Raw genomic sequence first — 18,223 nt, forward strand, 5'->3', positions numbered from 1 at the left:
TGGAAAACATGTCAGCAAGAGAAAAGCGCATCGTTATCGTCACCGGGGCCGGGATCGGCATCGGTCAGGCCGCAGCAAAGGCGTTCGCCGCGATCGGCGACCATGTCGTCGTTACCGACATTCTGGAAAAAGAAGGCAGGGAAACGGTCGATGCGATCACGGCGTCGGGCGGCTCCGCCGAGTTCCAGCACTATGACGTCCGCTCAACCGAGCGAACCGATGCGTTGGTCGCCGATATCGAGAAGCGGTACGGCAGGATCGACGTCATAGTCGCCAATGCCGGCATCGCCCATAGAACCCCGCTTGCCCAACTGACGGACGAGAAGTGGGACCTGACCTTCGACATCGACCTGAAGGGCATTTTCCGACTGGTCCGCGCCGCCGCACCCAGCATGCGGGCCCGCAAGTCGGGCAGCATCGTCGCCCTCTCTTCGATCATGGGCATTGCGTACGGCTGGGACGAGCATGTCCACTATTCGGCAGCCAAATCCGGCGTGATCGGCCTGGTGCGCGGACTGGCAGTCGAGCTCGCCCGCGACGGCGTGCGCGTCAATGGCATCGCGCCCGGCTACATCCGCACAGCCCAGCTGCTTTCGGAGGAAAACTCGCTCGGTCCGGCCGGCGCCGAGAAGGCGGCCGAATTCATCCCGATGGGGCGGCTCGGCACGCCCGAGGACATCGCGGATGTCATCGCATTCCTGGCCTCTGAGGCCGCGAGATACATGACCGGCCAGGTGCTGGTCGTGGATGGTGGCCTCCTCGTGGGGCGGTACTGAACCGCACTGAAGGCCGGAACGGAATGTCCGGCCGGTGACGGCAATCAAGAGGGCGCTCCGGGGAGCGTTCCTGGGAACAACCAAAACTGGAGAAGAGAATGTCCAAGATGGAAATCAATCGCCGCTCGCTCCTGAAGCGGTCTGCAGGTGCCATGGCGCTCGCCATGGGCGCGGGTACGCCCTTCCTGTCTTCACGCCTGGCCTACGCTCAGGCAGCCGACCTGGCCAGCCAGCAACTGCGTACGATCGGCCTTTCCACGACCGTTCAGGAACGCATTCTCGAAACCTTCAAGGAGAAGTATGGCGTCGGCTCCGTATCCGGAACGGCCTCCACCTTCCCCGATGCGCAGACCAAGATCCTTTCCGGCTCGAGCGACTACGATTGCTGGGAAATCATTGCCGAACGTCTTCCCTCGATCGTCATGACCGAAAATGTCGCGCCCATTCCGGCGGCGGAACTGAAGAACTGGAACAGCATCCGCGATACGTTTACCACCGCAAGCGACAAGTGGGACCGCAGCGCCCAGATCGTCGGCCAGATCTGGACGGACGAGACGCAGACCATGCTGAACATGGTGCCGACCGTCTACAACTACGACTCCATCGGCTACAACCCCGACGTCCTCTCCGAAGAGGAGGCCAACACCTGGACCGCGATCTTCGATTCCAAGTGGCGCGGCAAGTCCGGCCTGAACACCGATCCGCTGATCGCCATCGGCCAGGCCATTCTCGCCATGAACTCGCTGGGCATGCTGGAAGCCAAGAACCCCGGCAACCCGACGGCTGAAGAAATCGATGAAGCGGCAGCCTTCCTCATCTCCAAGAAGAAGGATGGCCAGTTCCGCGCTCTCTGGGGCGATTTCGGCGAACTCGTCAACTTCATGGCTTCGGGCGAAATGGTCGTCTGCGATGCCTGGCAGCCTGCCGTCATGGCGGTCAAGGCGCAGGGCAAGCCGGCCCGCTATGCGGTTCCGAAGGAAGGCACCCGCGGCTGGGCGATCGGCCCGTCGATGATCGCCTCCACCAAGAGCCGCGAGGCCGTCATCGCCTATGCCGACTACTGGCTCTCCGGCGAGCCGGGCATCACCGTCTCCGAGCAGGGCTACTATTCGCCGTCCACCAACATCAAGAACGCGATGTCTCCGGAGAAATATGCGTTCTGGTACGAGGGCAAGCCCTGGGTTGGCGCGGCCGAACGCGGCATCAAGGAAGGCGACCTGCGCGACGGCGGTTCGCTCGAAGAGCGCTCGCAGAAGGTCGCCTACTGGCACCAGTGGCCGGATGAATACGACCACCTCGTGCAGAAGTGGGACGAGTTCCTGAACGCATAACCAGACTGTGACGGCGGCTCCTTCCCCGGTTAACCGGGGGAGGGGCGTCCAGACGACTTCGCGGCCTGATCCGAGCCGATCAGCATGCGCCAATCCGGAGAGCTAGGATGATTTTCGACCTCGAACTGATGAAGGTGGGCAAGGTCTACGACAATGGCACCACCGCTGTCAGCGAATTCGACCTGTCGGTCAGCAAGGGGGAGTTCATCGCGTTCCTCGGCCCATCCGGCTGCGGCAAGACGACGACGCTGCGCATGATCGCAGGGTTCGAGGGCATCTCGTCCGGCGACATGATGATCAAGGGCGTCCGGATGAACGACGTGCCGCCGGAACGCCGCCCCACGTCCATGATCTTCCAGAGCTATGCGCTGTTCCCGCACATGACCGTGCGCCGCAACGTCGGCTACGGCCTCGAGGTCAAGGGCCTTGCGAAGGCAGAGCGCGACGCCAAGGTCGATCGTATCCTTTCCACGCTCGGGCTTGAGGATATCGCCGAGCGCAAGACCGACAAGCTGTCGGGCGGCCAGCGCCAGCGCATCGCGCTTGCCCGCGGTCTTGTCGTCGAGCCGGATATCCTGCTGCTGGACGAGCCGCTGGGCGCGCTCGACGCCAACCTGCGCAAGGCGATCCAGAACGAGCTGAAGCTCCTGCAGAAGACGCTCGGCGTGACCTTCATCTTCGTCACGCATGCCCAGTCGGAAGCTCTGGCGCTATCCGATCGCATCGTGGTGATGAACCAGGGCCGCGTCGAACAGATCAGCCCGCCGCACCAGCTCTACACCCGCCCGAACACTCCCTTTGTCGCCCAGTTCATCGGGCGCAACACCATCTTTTCGGGCGAGGTGCAGAAGGCCGACGGAGAGAACGCCGTCGTGAACACGCCGGCAGGCGCGCTCACCGGCCGGATCAATGGTGCCGTCGCCAGCAAGGCGAAGGTGAACCTTGTCGTGCCGGCCGAGGCCATCGAAATCCATGGCACCTCGGATACCGATCGCGGCCGCGCCAGCACCGAGTTCGGCGGCAACGTCATCGATGCGAAGATCACCCGCTCCGACGTCGTCGGCCATCTGGCGCAACTCACGGCGGCACTGCCGGACGGACGGGCCATTTCGCTCGAGGCGCATATCGACAAGTATCGTCCTGGCGCCTTTGCGACGGGATCCGACGTCCTGCTCTCGTGGAAACCCTCCGAGGCAACCGTCATCCCGGCCCACTGAACATCTCAAACAGAAAAGCACCACAGAAGGAGACTTACCCATGGCGAAGGAAATTTTCTGCAGCTTCGGCATCGACGTCGATGCCGTCGCGGGCTGGCTTGGTTCCTATGGCGGCGAGGATTCGCCCGACGACATCTCGCGCGGCCTCTTTGCCGGCGAGGTCGGAAGCCCCCGGCTGCTGAAACTCTTCGAACGTTTCGGCATCAAGACGACCTGGTTCATCCCCGGACACTCGATCGAAACCTTCCCCGAGCAGATGCAGGCCGTGGCCGAAGCCGGCCACGAGATCGGCATTCACGGCTACACGCACGAAAATCCGATCGCGATGACGCGCGAGCAGGAAACCGAAGTGCTCGACAAGTGCATCGAACTCGTGACCAAGCTCTCGGGCAAGCGGCCGACCGGCTATGTGGCGCCGTGGTGGGAATTCTCCAACGTCACCAACGAACTCCTGCTGGAGCGCGGCATCAAGTACGACCACTCGCTGATGCACAACGACTTCACGCCCTACTACGTGCGTGTCGGCGACAGCTGGACCAAGATCGACTACTCCAAGAAGCCCTCGGACTGGATGGTCCCGCTGAAGCGCGGCCAGGAAACCGATCTCATCGAAATTCCGGCATCCTGGTACCTCGACGACCTGCCGCCGATGATGTTCATCAAGAAGTCGCCGAACAGCCACGGTTTCGTCAACCCGCACGATATCGAGCAGATGTGGCGCGACCAGTTCGACTGGGTCTACCGCGAGATGGACTATGCCGTCTTCCCGATCACGATCCATCCCGACGTCGCCGGACGCCCGCAGGTTCTGATGATGCTGGAACGGCTCTATGCCTACATGATCAAGCATCCTGGCGTGAAGTTCGTCACCATGAACGAGATCGCCGACGACTTCGCCAAGCGCTTCCCGCGCAAGAAGTAAAGATGCACAATGCCGGCTGGCGGTAAATGGCCGCCCGCCGGCCCTTCAATAGAATACAGAGGCAGCACATGTGTTCGCTTTGCGGCATTCTCGGAGGCAACGAGCACTGGGCGGACGCGGTGGCCCGGCCGGGCGTCTACACGCGCAACACCGAGCGCCTTGACCGCAGGCGCGAACGTGCGAACCGCGTCCACGCCGCCAACAGGGTGCTGTCCTGCTTTGCGCTCAGCCTTTCCGACTGGCAGGGTTCCTCCTACGTGATCGCGAATCGGACAGGCAAAAGCGAGATGATCGAGGATCTCGGCCATTTATGGCCGGCAGCCGAAAAGATGACGGGACGGCCGCTCGACCCGCTCGATCCTGACCTGATCGCCCGCATGGAAGCCCTGCATGGAAGCGATGTGCGATGACTGACCTTCCGCTTTTTACGAGCGTCAATCTGCTGACCGGCTTTCTCGGATCCGGCAAGACCACGCTGCTCAAGCGTCTGCTCGCCGATCCTTCGCTTGCGGATGCTGCGGTGCTGATCAACGAGTTCGGTGAGACCGGGCTCGATCATCACCTCGTCGAACGCATCGACGAGAACATGGTCCTGCTGCAATCGGGCTGCTTGTGCTGCACGGTGCGCGGGGAACTCGCCGACGCCATCCGCGATCTTTTGTCCAAGCGTGATCGCGGCATCGTGCCGCCGTTCCGGCGCCTCGTCATCGAAAGCACCGGCCTTGCCGATCCGTTTCCCGTGCTCTCCACCCTCAAGGCCGACCCGGTCCTGCGTCACCATTTCAAGGCGGGCAGCGTGATTGCAACCGTGGATGCGGTGAACGGCATGAGGTCGCTGGATACCTATCTGGAATCCAATCGGCAGGCGGCGGTCGCCGACCGCATCGTCGTGACGAAGACGGACCTTGTGCCGGATACGGAACGGCTCATCGAGCGGCTACGACGCATCAATCCCGATTGCGCGATCATCGACGCCCGCGATCCCGGTCTGTCGGTCGATGCGCTTCTGAGTGATGTCGGCCGTTCCCCGGGCAGCCGGTCGCAGTCCGCCTCCGGCTTCTATTGCGAGGAAAGCCTCGACCTGACCGACGCCGAGGGAAATCCGCACAGTGCCCGCTTCCGATCATTCTCGATTTCCGTCGATCGTCCCGTCGACTGGACGGCGTTCGGCATCTGGCTGACGATGCTGATCAACCGCTACGGCGAACAGGTGCTCCGCGTCAAGGGCATCCTCAACCTCGCCGGCGAGGAACGCCCCGTCGCCATTCACGGCGTTCAGCATCTCGTCCATCCGCCGGTCCATATGGAAGCATGGCCGAGCGCGGATCGGCGCTCGCATATCGTTTTTATTGTTGACGGACTCGACCCGGGCTTGATCAAACGCTCATTTGAGGCCTTCACATTGGTCAAACGTGCAGCAAACGGCGGGCCTCAGCGTGAAGTACCAGACGAGGGTCCCATGACGGTCGGGGTCGGAGGATGAACAAGCACCAACCCGCGCCGGACGTCTCCGGCGCACCGGCGCTTCATCTGGGCGGCAAGCCACGGCTGCGCGTGCTGGGTACGGCCATTTCCCTGCTCGAGGAATTGCGGGTCCAGGCGGAACGGGACCTGGATATTGAGGTCGTCTTCGATAACAACGACTTCCTGACGGCCCAGACCAAGGCCGCGCAGGAGCCGGAAAGCTACGACATCTACGATCAGTGTTTCCACAACCTCGATATCGTCTGGTACTGGCGCGCCATCCAGCCGATCGATATCGGCCGTATAGCATTGTGGGACGAAATCACCGACCTGACGAAAACCGGGCAGATCGCGCCGACGGCGCGGCTGGGCCAGGGCGACGCGCCGGTGAAAAAGCTGTTCGTACAGTCCAATCTCGCCCTTGGGGAAAAGCCCAGCAGCTTGATCTCCATGCTTCCGACCACGCACAATTTCGACAGCTTCGCCTATCGCACCGACGTGGCCAGCGCTGCGGAAGTCAACAGCTGGGCGGCCCTGTTCGACGATCGCTGGAATGGGCGCTGCGCGCTGGTGGATGAGCCGGCGATCGGCATTTTCGATGCGGCGCTCGCGGCCCAATCGGCGGGTCTGCTCAGCTTCGGCAATATCGGCAACATGACGATCGCCGAAATCGACAGCCTCTTCGATCTGCTCGAAACAAGGAAGAAGGCCGGTTTTTTCCGCGGTTTCTGGCGCACTGCCGAAGAGGCCGCCGAACTGATGGTCAAGGAACAGACCGACATCCAGAGCATGTGGTCGACCGGCATCGGCATCCTCAACAGTGCCGGCCTTCCCGTCGAGCAGAGCGTTCCGGCGGAAGGGTACCGTGCCTGGCACGGCGGCCTTTGCCTCTCGCGCGGGCTGGAAGGACGAATGCTGGACGTGGCCTACGAGTATCTGAACTGGTGGATCTCCGGCTGGCCAGGCGCTGTCGTCGCCCGGCAGGGCTACTACATCTCCACCCCCCACCACACGCGCCGGCACATGTCCGAGGCCGAGTGGGACTACTGGTATCGCGGGCTTGCGGCTGCCGAAGACCTGCCGGGGCCGGACGGCTCCATGCGCATCAAGGCCGGTTCCGTGCGCAGCGGCGGCTCCTACTGGCAGCGCGCCAACTCGATCGCGCTTTGGAATACGACAATGGACGAGCACAACTATCTGGTCCGACGCTGGATGCAGCTCGTCGGACGAAACTGATTGCCGAGGAATGACAAGATGAAATCGATCGCCCAGCTTTCAACGCTCATCCAGGCCGTTCAGTTGGACCCCGTCGCGCTTGCCGAGGAGACCATCGCCGGCATCGAGGCCTATTCCGACAAGGCCGTTTTCACAAGGCTGACCAGGGACCGCGCACTGGCCGAAGCCCGCGCCGCATCCGCCCGCATCCGCGACGGGCGGTCGCTTGGCGCGCTCGACGGCATTCCGATCGCCTGGAAGGACCTGTTTGCAATGGAAGGCCTGCCGACAACGGCTGGATCGAAGGTTCTGGCGAACGACCCTCCCGCCGAGGCCGATGCGGCCGTGGTCGCCTTGCTCAAGGCAGCGGGCATGGTCAGCGTCGGCCGCGTCAACATGAGCGAGTTCGCCTTTTCCGGCCTCGGTATCAATCCGCACTACGGCACGCCGGCCAATCCCGTATCCAGCGACGGCCACCGGCTGCCGGGCGGCTCTTCGTCGGGCTCCGGCGTCGCAGTGGCGGCAGGGCTGGTGCCGGTCTCGATCGGGACCGACACCGGCGGCTCCGTTCGCATCCCTGCCGCCTTCAACGGCATTGTCGGTTACAAGGCGACGCGCGGCCGCTATTCGATGCAAGGCGTGTACCCGCTGTCGAAGAGCCTCGATTCGCTTGGTCCTCTCTGCCGCACGGTCAAGGATGCTGTCCTGATCGATGCCGCAATGCGCGGTCTGACAGCGTCTTCGGTTACGGCGCGCAGCGTTAAGGATCTCGCCCTGCTGGTCCCGGAAACCGTCATGTTCGACGGTGCCGAGCCCGAAGTCGTCGCCAGTTTCGAAGCCGCCCTGGGGCGCCTCCGGGCGGCAGGCGCAAAGATCCGACGGTCTCCGGTGCCGGTTTTTGCCGAGATCTTCGAACTCATGGCGAGGCACGGAGCGCTGGTGACCGCGGAAGCCTATGCGCTGCATCAGGCCCGTCTTGCAGGCGCGGAAGCGGACGGAATGGATCCGCGCGTCGTGGCGCGCGCGCGGCTGGGCGCCAATATCTCGATGCCCGACTATATTGCCACGCTTGACGCCCGCGAGCGCCTGATCGCCCGGATGGCCGATATCCTGCGGCCCGGCGAACTGATCGCCTCGCCGACGCTGCCGCACGTTGCGCCGAAAGTGGCGCCGCTCATTGCCGACGACGATGCCTTCTTCGCGATGAACGGCAAGACCTTGCGCAATACCCTGATCGGCAATTTCCTCGACTGGTGCGGGGTATCGCTGCCGTGCGGCCACGGTGCGCATGGCATGCCCGTCGGTTTCCTGCTGTCAGGGCTTGCGAACACCGATGAATTGCTGCTCGGCCATGCGCTTGCCGCGGAAGAAATCATCCGCGGCTAGCCTGCAAATCGGGGACGCGCCCCCTGCACGTCGTGCACGATCACCATGTAGCGAGCCTGCCGTCGGGCTTGCGCTGACGGACCTGAAGTGGCTACCGCGGCGGGTCCTGCTTTCAGCGACGACCAGATCGCCGATGCACTTTCCGGATTCCGGAAAATTATCCTAATTCAGATCGCCATTCTCATTACATCAGAATTTTTGTACCAATTTTCTCCCGCAGCGCGTTGAGCCGCGGCGAGAATAATAGTATAGTTATTTTATAGATTAAATGCTTCCGGGAAAGGGATGCGGCATGGCGAAAAGCGCGGATTTGACCATTTCGACCGTCATGAACGATGCCCTGGTCGCAAGGCGTTGTCGCCGCTCTAGTTAGGCCATCCGCGGCCGTTAACACGGCTGGATTTGAAACTGAGCAGACATCGGCGGTCAAAGACCATGAACAAGCAAGTCATCGAGCATGCAGGGGTACCTGTGGGCATAGCGATCCCCGACGAGGGGCAACTGCGGTTCATTGCCGTGAAATTCAGCGTATTCGACCTGGACCAGCGCCGTTTCGAGACGCTCGGCCAGCTACAGAAAACCGTGAGGCACCACTTGCTCACGGAGACGGCCCACGCCGCATAGAGGGATTGGCTGGTTCAGAAAATCGAGCAGTGCGCAGCAGAAGGAGGCGCTCATGCCGTCAACCGATTTCGCCGTCGACACGCTCATTCTGCCCGGCCTCTACGGTTCGCCTGCCGCCCACTGGCAGCGCCACTGGGCCCGCGACAATCCCGACAGCCGGGTCCTCGAACAGTCCGACTGGCAATGCCCGGATCGACAAAGCTGGCTGACGCGGCTGGAGCAGGAGATCGACACGATCGGCAATGACGTCTGGCTGGTTGGCCACAGTCTCGGCTGCATTCTTGCCGCCAATCTCGCCGAAAGCCGGCTTGCATCCCGAATCCGCGGTGCGCTCCTTGTTGCGCCCTGCGACCTCGATGCGACGGAGACGCTGCATCCCTCTATCATCAAGTTCGGCGCCATGCCGACCGCGCGGCTGCCTTTCCTCTCGCTCATCATCGGCAGCCTCAATGATCCCTATATGCCGGTCGACAGGCTTCGCCGCACGGCCCGCAATTGGGGCGGCCACCTTCTGGACATCGGCAATGCCGGCCACATCAACATCGCAAGCGGCTTCGGTCGCTGGACGGACGGTTACGATTTCCTCGATCGCCTGAAGTCGAGTGCCGGACGAGAGGCCTTTTCGACGGGGAACGGCACCCGGTTTTTCTCGGCAGCCGTCGCCAATACCTGCCTGACGATCTAGCAACCTTGCCTCGTCATGGTGGCTCGGCCCGCGGTCCTAAGCCAACTTTCGAACCTGTCCCTTTTGCCGCTGCAGCGCTGCCAGCACCGCGCGTTCCGATTTCAGCAGATAGGTCTCCAGCTGGGCCACGGCATCCGCAATCCGCCCCGCTTCCAGGGCGATGACCAGGGATTTGTTCAGCGCCACATAGGGTTCGTGCAAATGGGCGGTGTCGTCCAGTTGGCCGAAGACAAGCCGCAGTTCGGCCAGCACGAGATCGAAACAGGTGCTTAAGCGCGGGCTGTCGCAAAGCTCCACCATTGCGCGGTGGAACTCCATGTTCAGCGTGCCCACCTTTTGCCAGTCGCTCAGGCCAAGCGCTGCCTCCGCCTGCGCAACCAGTTCCCGCATGCGCGCCAGCGCCGGATGGCCAGGACCAGCCGCCATGACGGCACCCCGCTGGATTACCTGCCGCACCCGGTAGATGTCCAGGACGGCCGCTTCGCCCGGAGCGGCGACGAAGGCACCGCGATTGGGGATGTGCTCGACCAGCCCCTGGCTGCTCAATAGTCGGAAGGCCTCCCGCAGGGTATTGCGCGAAACCCCGAACTGCGAAGCGATCTGCTGCTCCGACAGCTTCTCTCGTGGTGAAAAGCCGCCGTCGATCAGCATGTCCCTGATCCGGTCCGCGACCTGAATGGCGAGCGACTGGTCCTCGGCTGGCAGAACGGGCGTGACGGGCATGAACCTTCCTTACGAACTGTGCTTTGCGGCTGCCTCGGGCCAAATTTCGCACCTTCGGCGGATTTTGTATTGTTGAACAATCTATAATAGGTTATTCAACAATAATCGACATAAAGCGTGCGTTCAATGGGGTGCGACATGGCAATCATCGATCTCAACAGTGATCTGGGCGAGAGCTTCGGCCCATGGCCGATGGGCGACGATACCGCGATGCTTCAGATCGTCACCAGCGCCAACATCGCCTGCGGTTTCCACGCCGGCGACCCGGCGGGCATTCTCACCGTTCTTCGCGAGGCGGCAAAGCGCGGGGTGGCGGTCGGCGCCCATGTCGGCTATCGCGACCTCGTCGGCTTCGGGCGCCGCAACATGGATCCGTCCAGCGCCGAGCTCGTCGGCGACACGATCTACCAGATCGGCGCTCTGCAGGGGCTGGCGCGCGCCGCGGGCACGTCCGTGCGCTACGTCAAGCCGCACGGCGCGCTGTACAACACCATCGCCGACGACGCGCGGCAGGCTGCGGACGTGATTGCCGCAATCAAGGCGATCGACCCCTCGCTCGTGCTGATGGCGCTGGCCGGGGCGCCGATCGTCGCGCAGGCGCGGCAAGCCGGGCTTGCCGTGGTCTGCGAGGCCTTTGCAGACCGCGCCTACAATACCGACGGGAGCCTGGTCAGCCGCCGCCTGCCGGGATCGGTGATCCACGATCCGGCTGCAGTGGCCGCGCGTATGCTGCGCATGGTCACGGAAGGTCGCGTGACGGCCATCGACGGCACCGATATCACGCTGGAGGCGCAGTCGATCTGCATTCATGGCGACACGCCGGCAGCCGTTGCCATTGCCCGCACCTTGCGCGAAACGCTCGAGGCGCATGGCGTCAAGCTGACATCCTTCGCAGACGCGCCCCATGTCTGAGCGTCTGCGCTTCCTGCCGGCCGGCAGCGACAGCTTCCTCGTCGAACTCGCCGACCTCGAAACGACGCTGACCCTGCTCGATGCGCTCCTTGCCGACATGCCGGAGGGCGTGATCGAGGCAATCCCCGCCGCCAGGACCGTCATGGTCCGGTTCGACCCACAGGTCACGGACCGGACGCGTCTGACGGCGCGCATATCCCGGTTCGACCTGACGAAACGCAGTTCACGACAGGGCGAGCTGTTCGAGATCCCGGTCGCCTATGACGGGGAGGACCTTGGCGACGTCGCCGAGCACCTCGGCTGGACGGTCGACGAGGTCGTACGCCGCCACACGGAAGCGACCTATACCGTCGCTTTCACCGGCTTTGCCCCGGGCTTTGCCTATATGACCTGTGACGATCCCGGTTTCGACGTACCGCGACGCAAGAGCCCACGCGTGCGCATTCCCGCCGGCTCGGTCGCCATCGCTGGAAAATTCGGCGGCATCTATCCGTCCGACAGCCCCGGCGGCTGGCAGCTGCTGGGGACGACGCCGCTGAAGATGTGGGACACGACCCGCACCCGCGCCGCATTGCTCTCACCTGGCGACCGCGTGCGCTTCCGCGACATAGCGAAGGGGGCGGCTGTTCCCGTGGCCGTGCCACAGAAGCCGGAGCCCGAGCTTGCCGTGTTGGCGAAAGGCCTGCTCGTGACCCGTGCAGACCGGCCGGCACTCTATCAGGATCTCGGGCGCCCGGGTCGCGCCAGCCAGGGCGTCGCGCAGTCGGGCGCCCTCGACCGAGGTGCGCTGCGAGCAGCAAACCTCTGCCTCGGCAATCCCCGCGATGCGGCTGCGGTGGAGATCACCTTCGGCGGGTTTGCCGTGAAGGCCGATCGCCCCGTCACCATGGCCGTGGCCGGCGCGTCTTGCCCGCTCACCATCCGCACGGCTGCGGGGCGGGAGGTTGTCGCGCCGTTCGCACGCCCCTTTGCGCTCGATGCCGGCGACGAACTGGTTCTCGGGTCCCCGACAGAAGGCATGCGAAGCTATCTGGCGCTTCGCGGCGGTTTTCTGGTTCAGCCTGTGCTCGGGTCAGCCGCAACGGATACGCTGGCAAAGATCGGTCCCGAGGCCATCCAGGCTGGAAGCGTTCTCGTTCCGGACGATCAAACGTCGGGCGCCGTCGACCCGGCCCCACCGGTTCCGCCCCGGCTGCCGCGCTCCGGCGAAGTCGTGACGCTTGACATCGTTCTCGGCCCGAGGACCGACTGGTTCACGCAAGACGGCGTCGAGACGCTGCGCACGCAGGAGTGGGAGGTCACCCCGGAATCGAGCCGCGTCGGCATGCGGTTGTCGGGCGCTGTTGCGATCGAACGCCGCGATCAGGCCGAACTGCCATCCGAGGGAACCGCACTCGGTGCGATCCAGGTGCCGCACACCGGCCAACCCGTGCTCTTCCTCGCAGACCATCCGCTGACCGGCGGCTACCCCGTCATCGGCGTCGTGGCGCAGCACCATCTCGATCTGGCCGGACAGATTCCGATCGGCGCGCGCATCCGCTTCAATCCGACAAAAGCCTTCGACCCGCAGGAGACTGTTTCCGGCACGGATACCCCGGCACCCGCCGCCCAACAGAAAGACTGAACCGATGAAGAAGCTGCTCATCGCCAATCGTGGCGAGATCGCCGTCCGCATCATCCGCGCCGCACGCGACTATGGCGTTGCCTCGGTCGCGATCTATTCAGATGCCGATGCCCGCTCGTTGCATGCCGAACTCGCCGACGAGGCTTATGGCCTCGGCCCCGGCCGTCCGGCGGAGACCTATCTCAACATTGAAAAGGTCCTGGAGATCGCGCGCCGCGCCGGCGCGGATGCCGTCCATCCGGGCTATGGTTTTCTGTCCGAACGGGCGGAATTTGCCACGGCCGTCATCGATGCCGGCCTGATCTGGGTTGGGCCGGCGCCGCAGGTCATCACCGCACTTGGCGACAAGGTGGAAGCGCGCCGCATCGCCGAAAAGGTGGGCGCTCCGCTGGTCAAGGGCTCCGACGGCCCGCTGGCGTCGGCCGCGGAGGCCGTCGCATTCGCGCGCGAGGCGGGTCTGCCGCTTGCCATCAAGGCGGCCTTCGGCGGCGGCGGCCGCGGCATGAAGGTGGCGCATCGACTCGACGAGGTCGGAGAACTGTTCGATTCCGCCGTACGCGAGGCGACGGAAGCCTTCGGGCGCGGCGAATGCTATGCCGAGCAGTTCCTCGACAAGCCGCGGCATATCGAGGCCCAGGTGATCGCGGACAGCCATGGCAACACCGTGGTGCTCGGCACGCGCGACTGCTCGCTGCAGCGGCGCAACCAGAAGCTCGTCGAAGAGGCGCCTGCGCCTTTCATCACACAGGACCAGCGCAGCCGCATCCACGAGGCGGCCCGCGCGATCTGCGCCGCGGCCGGCTATACCGGCGCCGGAACGGTCGAGTTCCTGTTGTCGCAGAACGGCGTGATCTCCTTTCTCGAGGTCAACACCCGCCTGCAGGTCGAGCATCCTGTCACGGAGGAAACGACCGGGATCGACATCGTCATCGAGCAGCTGCGCGTCGCCGACGGCCTTCCCCTTTCCGTCACCGAGACTCCGGAACCGCTCGGCCACGCATTCGAGTTTCGCATCAATGCCGAGGATCCGGGCCGCGGCTTTTTGCCCACGCCTGGCCTAGTCACGCAGTTCCGCGCCCCGGGAGGGCCGGGGGTACGCCTCGATACGGGCGTCGAGACGGGTTCGGAGATCCCCGGCCTCTACGATTCCATGATGGCGAAGCTGATCGTCACCGGAGCGACGCGCGAGGAGGCCCTGATCCGCGCGCGCCGGGCGCTCGCCGAATTCCGCATCGAGGGTGTCGCCTCGGTCCTCCCCTTTCACCGGGCCGTGCTTCAAGAGCGCGACTTCACGGGCGAGGAAGGGTTCAAGGTCTACACCAACTGGATCGAGACGGCGTTTCGCGGCATCGAGCCCGCGCCGCGCGTCGATCCGGCCGAAGGCGGCCTGCTGCGCAGCTTCATCGAGATCGACGGCAAGCGTCACGAGCTCGGACTGCCCGCCGCATTGTTCTCGGGGCTCGGCGCTGCGCAGCCCGCAGCGGCAACACCTCCGAAGGCCGGCGCGGGCGCAGTCACGGCACCCATTCCCGGCACGTTACGGCAGTGGCTGGTCGAGGACGGCGCCGAAGTCGCCGAAGGCGAGATCGTGGCGGTGATGGAGGCAATGAAGATGGAGACGCGCATCCCGGCACCGAAGGCCGGCCGGATCAGCCTTGTGGCGGAAATCGGCGCGACGGTAGGGATCGGCGCGGAACTGGCGACAATAGCCTGAAGGCAAAAGGGGCAGGCGAGCCCCCGCCACTCAACCATCGCACAAAAAAGAAGAGCGGCAATCGGATGATCGCCGGTTTCTCTTTCCATCGCGCCGGTGATGTTGCGGCGCTCAGCCTTGCAGCATGAAGCGGCGGATGCGGCTGTCGGCGGGTGAGGCTTCGAGCTCAGTGGCGGTCATGTCGGCGACGACGTGACCGTCTTCCATCATCACCACCCGATCGCTGACGCGGCTGACGAAGCGCATCTCGTGCGTCACGATGATCATGGTCATGCCATCGCGCGCCAGGCTTTCTATGACCTGCAGCACTTCGCCGACCAGTTCGGGATCCAGCGCCGAGGTCGGCTCGTCGAACAGCATGATTTCCGGATCCATCGCCAGCGCCCGGGCGATCGCCACGCGCTGCTTCTGGCCGCCCGAGAGCTGATGGGGATATTTGTTCGCATGGCTTGCCATGCCGACGCGGGCGAGGTGCCCCATTGCGGCCGCGCGCAGGGCGTCCGTGTTGCCGCTTCCGTGATAGCGCGGCCCGAAAGTGACGTTCTTCAGAACCGTCATGTGCGGAAACAGATTGAAGGATTGGAAGACCATGCCCAGCCGGGTGACCCGGTCATGGAAGTCCGCCGCCAGCCGATAATTCCCCTCGGCACTGATCCAGTCCCCGCCATCGAGGACAATGCGACCGGCGTCGATGTCCTGCAGCGCGTTGATCGTGCGGATCAGCGTCGTCTTGCCGGAGCCCGACGGGCCGATGATGCTGACGACTTCGCCCTTGTTGACCTTCAGCGAGACGTCCGCCAGCGCGCGTTTGTCACCAAAATCCTTTCGAACGTGATCGAGCGCGACCACGACTTCGTCGCTGACACGGCGCGCGGTCGCCGGCGCCTCGGTGACGACATTCGCAGGCGCCGTAATCTCCGCGCCCGTCATGCGCGCGATGTCGAGACGCTTTTCGAGCCGCGACAGGAACAGGCCAAAGACCGAAACGACCAGGACATAGTAGAACGACACCGCGACGAGCGTTTCAATCACCATGAAGTTACGGGTGTAGAGCCGCTGGCCGACCAGCAGGATTTCGGCAAGCGAGATCACCGAGACCAGCGAGGTCAGCTTGACGATGGTGATGAACTCGTTGCCGAGAGAGGGCAGGGCGACGCGGATCGCCTGCGGCAGGATGATGTGCCGATACTTTCCGACCGGCCGCACGCCGAGCGCATGGGCCGCCTCGTGCTGGCCCTGATCAACGGAGATCAGGCCGGCGCGATGGATTTCCGCCAGATAGGCGGTCTCCGAAATGACCAGCGCGATGAGCCCCGCCCAGAACGGTACCGACAGCACCGGCGAGAGAGATGGCGCGAACTGCGGCAGGTTGTAGACGAAGATCAGCAGCACCAGCAGGGGCAGGCTGCGGAACAGCCAGATGTAGGTCTTGGCAAACCAGCGCACCGGACGCAACGCGGATTGGCGCGCCAGCGCCAGCAGGAAGCCGAGCACGGTCCCGATGACCCAGGTCAATACGCCGAGCCAGGCGACCAGGGCAGTGGCTCGCCAGAAATCGGGATAAAGCGCCAGGCTGAAAAGATAGTTCCAGTCGAAGTTCATGGGACCTGCTTCTTCGTTAGGCGGCGCCGGAGCGCCGCGCAATGCTGCATCGGACAACGGGCCGGACAGGGCGCGAGCCCCGCCGGCAGATACCCCTTATTGTGCGATGGCGGCCTTGAATTCGGCCTCTGTGGACTTCGCCACGCCATATTTGCTGAAGAGCGCTTCGTAGTCCGCGTCTCCTTCGAGGCCGGCCAGCGTTTCGCGCAGGAAGGTTGCGAGTTGCTCGTTACCCTTCTTCACGCCGAGACCGACGATCACCGGATAGAGCTGTTCGGTCGAGGTCACCTTCAGGCGTCCGTTCAGCTTGACGGCGGCATCCGCCAGGACAGCGGAGTTTTCGAGCTGCGCGTCGACGCCACCCGACATAACCGCCTGAGTGGCCTCGGGCGAAGTCGGGAACTCGCGGGAGTCGATCGGATTGCCGGCGCAAGTCGTCGCGTTCAGTTTCTCAAGCTCGGGGATCCAGGCCGCCCCCTTGATCGAGCCGACGCGCTTGCCGCACAGTTCCTCCGGCTTGGCGAAGCTCTGGCCGCCGCTTGCGGAGACGGCGATCGACACGCCGGTCTTCATGTAGGGCACATAGTCGATCTGCTGCGCGCGGGCCGGCGTGACATAGAGCGTCGAGGCGATTACGTCGAACTGCCCGCCGGAAACGCCGAGGATCAGGTTTTCGAAGCGTGTGTCGAGGAACGAGACGTTGCCGCCGCTCTTCTTGCCGATCAGTTTCATCAGCTCCACGTCGAAGCCGGCAGGCTGGTTGGATTCGTCGAAGTAGTTGTAGGGCGGATAGGTGAGATCCACTCCGACCCGAAGATCTTCGGCCTGTGCGGTCGTCAGCGATGCCACAAGGAGAATGGCGCCGGCCGTAAATTTTTGCATGATGCATTCCTCTCGATGAATGGCACCATCTTTGTTGAACAATTTTTAGAATGCAATACCCTTATGATCAGTGCGGCGCGCTTCGTCCCGGCAGACGCGTCCGTGGAGCGGCCGATCCGGATCAGGATTCCGATAAGAATCAGGCGATTCCCATGACTTTTTTCGTTATTTCTCGCCAAGCTCGCCTGCTTTTCTGCCGCAATCCCTCAATTCCCGCCGCGAATTGAGAAAAGTCGAATTGTCTGCGGAATCTCGCCGACCTCACCTCCAAAGCGCCCAATGTTCGACAATCTTGACAGCCGGAAGGGCATCAGCCGCGCCCGGACTGACCTCACAATCCATCACCATGAGCTTTCTTCGCGGGACGAATTACCAACAATGCGCCTTGACAGGAAAATTTTGTTCAACAAATTATAGAGCAAGGAGATACTCGTGCCCGAATCCGATCGCCCCCTCGTCCTTTCACAGACCGCTGCCGGACTGCTGCGCGACAAGATTCTGCGCGGGGAGCTGGCGCCGGGCACGCCCTTGCGCGAGGTCATCTGGGCGGAAGCGTTGAACGTCTCCCGCAACACCCTGCGCGAGGCGTTGCGCGACCTTGTCGCCGAAGGCCTGATAGAGCATCGCCCACACCATGGCGCGACCGTTCGCGCCCTGACGTCGGCCGAGATCAGCGAGATCTATACGATCCGCCTCACGCTCGAGCTTCGGGGCGTGACCTGCAGCGCCTACGCCTCGAAGGAGGCCATGGCCGAGTTGGTCGAGCGTGTCGAGGCGGTTCAGCGCGCCGCACTCGCGCGCGACTGGAAACAGAGCGGCACGGCGTCCCTCGAGTTCCACCGCCAGATCGTCAGTTTCATCGGCAGCCCTCGGCTGGATGAGCTGTTTGCTTCGGTCGCCGCGCAAGCGCGGCTTGCTTTTTCGCTTGCCAGCGACGCCCGCCGTTTCCAGGAGCCTTGGGTGGCGCGCGATGTCGAGATCTGCAGCATGCTCTGCGATGGCGACCGCGCAGGAGCATCCCGGGCACTTGAGCTCTATCTGCAGGAATCCGAGCGCGTCGTGCTGGAAGCGGCCCGATCCCACGGCCTGCCCCGCCCCTCCAGGACCGCGGCGCCCGCCCCGGACTGACTTAAGACACGGAGAAAA

The 18,223-nt window shown here is 63.7% G+C and carries 17 protein-coding genes; 14 read left to right on the forward strand and 3 right to left on the reverse strand.

Going from position 1 to position 18,223, the window contains the following annotated elements:
* Positions 1-8: 8 nt before the first annotated feature.
* The 10 genes from HV823_RS19155 (at position 9) to HV823_RS19200 (ending at position 9,620) form a co-directional block, all read left to right on the forward strand.
* The gene (locus tag HV823_RS19155; protein ID WP_210270862.1) at positions 9-776 is read left to right on the forward strand and encodes an SDR family NAD(P)-dependent oxidoreductase; all 768 of its coding nucleotides are present in this window, start codon (positions 9-11) and stop codon (positions 774-776) included.
* A 98-nt stretch (positions 777-874) separates the two neighbouring features.
* Positions 875-2,107, forward strand: coding sequence for an ABC transporter substrate-binding protein (locus tag HV823_RS19160; protein ID WP_176951353.1), 1,233 nt, complete (start codon positions 875-877; stop codon positions 2,105-2,107).
* A gap of 107 nt (positions 2,108-2,214) precedes the next feature.
* The gene (locus HV823_RS19165; RefSeq protein ID WP_176951354.1) at positions 2,215-3,324 is read left to right on the forward strand and encodes an ABC transporter ATP-binding protein; all 1,110 of its coding nucleotides are present in this window, start codon (positions 2,215-2,217) and stop codon (positions 3,322-3,324) included.
* 40 nt (positions 3,325-3,364) lie between these two features.
* Positions 3,365-4,246 (forward strand): polysaccharide deacetylase family protein, encoded by an 882-nt coding sequence (locus tag HV823_RS19170; protein ID WP_097141786.1) that lies wholly within the window; start codon positions 3,365-3,367, stop codon positions 4,244-4,246.
* A gap of 68 nt (positions 4,247-4,314) precedes the next feature.
* Positions 4,315-4,656: a hypothetical protein gene (locus HV823_RS19175; RefSeq protein WP_176951355.1), complete on the forward strand. Its 342-nt coding sequence runs from the start codon at positions 4,315-4,317 to the stop codon at positions 4,654-4,656.
* Complete coding sequence (locus HV823_RS19180; protein ID WP_176951356.1) at positions 4,653-5,729, forward strand: CobW family GTP-binding protein; 1,077 nt, start codon at positions 4,653-4,655, stop codon at positions 5,727-5,729. The genes HV823_RS19175 and HV823_RS19180 overlap by 4 nt, the downstream gene beginning before the upstream one ends.
* On the forward strand, positions 5,726-6,946 hold the full coding sequence (locus tag HV823_RS19185) for an ABC transporter substrate-binding protein (RefSeq protein WP_176951357.1): 1,221 nt from the start codon (positions 5,726-5,728) through the stop codon (positions 6,944-6,946). The genes HV823_RS19180 and HV823_RS19185 overlap by 4 nt, the downstream gene beginning before the upstream one ends.
* Before the next feature lie 18 nt (positions 6,947-6,964).
* Positions 6,965-8,311 carry an amidase gene (locus HV823_RS19190; RefSeq protein WP_176951358.1) on the forward strand — a complete coding sequence of 449 codons (1,347 nt, stop codon included), beginning with the start codon at positions 6,965-6,967 and terminating at the stop codon, positions 8,309-8,311.
* A 435-nt stretch (positions 8,312-8,746) separates the two neighbouring features.
* Positions 8,747-8,935 carry a hypothetical protein gene (locus HV823_RS19195; protein WP_176951359.1) on the forward strand — a complete coding sequence of 63 codons (189 nt, stop codon included), beginning with the start codon at positions 8,747-8,749 and terminating at the stop codon, positions 8,933-8,935.
* Positions 8,936-8,987: 52 nt separating this feature from the next.
* On the forward strand, positions 8,988-9,620 hold the full coding sequence (locus tag HV823_RS19200; protein ID WP_176951360.1) for an RBBP9/YdeN family alpha/beta hydrolase: 633 nt from the start codon (positions 8,988-8,990) through the stop codon (positions 9,618-9,620).
* Between the two features lie 36 nt (positions 9,621-9,656).
* Here HV823_RS19200 and HV823_RS19205 read toward each other — a convergent pair whose 3' ends face one another.
* The gene (locus HV823_RS19205; protein ID WP_176951361.1) at positions 9,657-10,343 is read right to left on the reverse strand and encodes a GntR family transcriptional regulator; all 687 of its coding nucleotides are present in this window, start codon (positions 10,341-10,343) and stop codon (positions 9,657-9,659) included.
* A gap of 138 nt (positions 10,344-10,481) precedes the next feature.
* Between HV823_RS19205 and HV823_RS19210 the strand changes: the two genes are divergently transcribed.
* Genes HV823_RS19210 through HV823_RS19220 form a run of 3 tightly spaced genes read left to right on the forward strand, consistent with a single transcriptional unit; the run spans position 10,482 to position 14,593 of the window.
* Complete coding sequence (locus HV823_RS19210) at positions 10,482-11,255, forward strand: LamB/YcsF family protein (RefSeq protein WP_176951362.1); 774 nt, start codon at positions 10,482-10,484, stop codon at positions 11,253-11,255.
* The gene (locus tag HV823_RS19215; RefSeq protein ID WP_176951363.1) at positions 11,248-12,879 is read left to right on the forward strand and encodes a 5-oxoprolinase subunit B/C family protein; all 1,632 of its coding nucleotides are present in this window, start codon (positions 11,248-11,250) and stop codon (positions 12,877-12,879) included. Before HV823_RS19210 ends, HV823_RS19215 begins: the two co-directional genes overlap by 8 nt.
* A gap of 4 nt (positions 12,880-12,883) precedes the next feature.
* Complete coding sequence (locus HV823_RS19220; RefSeq protein WP_176951364.1) at positions 12,884-14,593, forward strand: acetyl/propionyl/methylcrotonyl-CoA carboxylase subunit alpha; 1,710 nt, start codon at positions 12,884-12,886, stop codon at positions 14,591-14,593.
* A gap of 111 nt (positions 14,594-14,704) precedes the next feature.
* Here the strand turns inward: HV823_RS19220 and HV823_RS19225 are convergent, their stop codons facing one another.
* Positions 14,705-16,195, reverse strand: a complete 1,491-nt coding sequence (locus HV823_RS19225; RefSeq protein WP_176951365.1) for an amino acid ABC transporter permease/ATP-binding protein — start codon at positions 16,193-16,195, stop codon at positions 14,705-14,707.
* A gap of 96 nt (positions 16,196-16,291) precedes the next feature.
* Entirely contained in the window at positions 16,292-17,077 is a 786-nt protein-coding gene (locus HV823_RS19230; protein ID WP_176951366.1) for an ABC transporter substrate-binding protein, read from the reverse strand.
* 432 nt (positions 17,078-17,509) lie between these two features.
* Between HV823_RS19230 and HV823_RS19235 the strand changes: the two genes are divergently transcribed.
* On the forward strand, positions 17,510-18,205 hold the full coding sequence (locus tag HV823_RS19235) for a GntR family transcriptional regulator (RefSeq protein ID WP_176951367.1): 696 nt from the start codon (positions 17,510-17,512) through the stop codon (positions 18,203-18,205).
* The last annotated feature ends 18 nt before the right edge of the window (positions 18,206-18,223 follow it).

Origin of the sequence: Mycoplana rhizolycopersici, assembly GCF_013378445.1 — a bacterium.
Taxonomy (GTDB): domain Bacteria; phylum Pseudomonadota; class Alphaproteobacteria; order Rhizobiales; family Rhizobiaceae; genus Mycoplana; species Mycoplana rhizolycopersici.

Bases quoted from the DNA above. Each gene is read 5' to 3' on its own strand.
- HV823_RS19155 (WP_210270862.1), top strand. From the start codon at position 9: ATGTCAGCAAGAGAAAAGCGCATCGTTATCGTCACCGGGGCCGGGATC.
- HV823_RS19175 (WP_176951355.1), top strand. From the start codon at position 4,315: ATGTGTTCGCTTTGCGGCATTCTCGGAGGCAACGAGCACTGGGCGGAC.
- HV823_RS19180 (WP_176951356.1), top strand. From the start codon at position 4,653: ATGACTGACCTTCCGCTTTTTACGAGCGTCAATCTGCTGACCGGCTTT.
- HV823_RS19225 (WP_176951365.1), bottom strand. From the start codon at position 16,195: ATGAACTTCGACTGGAACTATCTTTTCAGCCTGGCGCTTTATCCCGAT.
- HV823_RS19165 (WP_176951354.1), top strand. From the start codon at position 2,215: ATGATTTTCGACCTCGAACTGATGAAGGTGGGCAAGGTCTACGACAAT.
- HV823_RS19170 (WP_097141786.1), top strand. From the start codon at position 3,365: ATGGCGAAGGAAATTTTCTGCAGCTTCGGCATCGACGTCGATGCCGTC.
- HV823_RS19205 (WP_176951361.1), bottom strand. From the start codon at position 10,343: ATGCCCGTCACGCCCGTTCTGCCAGCCGAGGACCAGTCGCTCGCCATT.
- HV823_RS19185 (WP_176951357.1), top strand. From the start codon at position 5,726: ATGAACAAGCACCAACCCGCGCCGGACGTCTCCGGCGCACCGGCGCTT.
- HV823_RS19160 (WP_176951353.1), top strand. From the start codon at position 875: ATGTCCAAGATGGAAATCAATCGCCGCTCGCTCCTGAAGCGGTCTGCA.
- HV823_RS19195 (WP_176951359.1), top strand. From the start codon at position 8,747: ATGAACAAGCAAGTCATCGAGCATGCAGGGGTACCTGTGGGCATAGCG.
- HV823_RS19200 (WP_176951360.1), top strand. From the start codon at position 8,988: ATGCCGTCAACCGATTTCGCCGTCGACACGCTCATTCTGCCCGGCCTC.
- HV823_RS19220 (WP_176951364.1), top strand. From the start codon at position 12,884: ATGAAGAAGCTGCTCATCGCCAATCGTGGCGAGATCGCCGTCCGCATC.
- HV823_RS19210 (WP_176951362.1), top strand. From the start codon at position 10,482: ATGGCAATCATCGATCTCAACAGTGATCTGGGCGAGAGCTTCGGCCCA.
- HV823_RS19190 (WP_176951358.1), top strand. From the start codon at position 6,965: ATGAAATCGATCGCCCAGCTTTCAACGCTCATCCAGGCCGTTCAGTTG.
- HV823_RS19230 (WP_176951366.1), bottom strand. From the start codon at position 17,077: ATGCAAAAATTTACGGCCGGCGCCATTCTCCTTGTGGCATCGCTGACG.
- HV823_RS19215 (WP_176951363.1), top strand. From the start codon at position 11,248: ATGTCTGAGCGTCTGCGCTTCCTGCCGGCCGGCAGCGACAGCTTCCTC.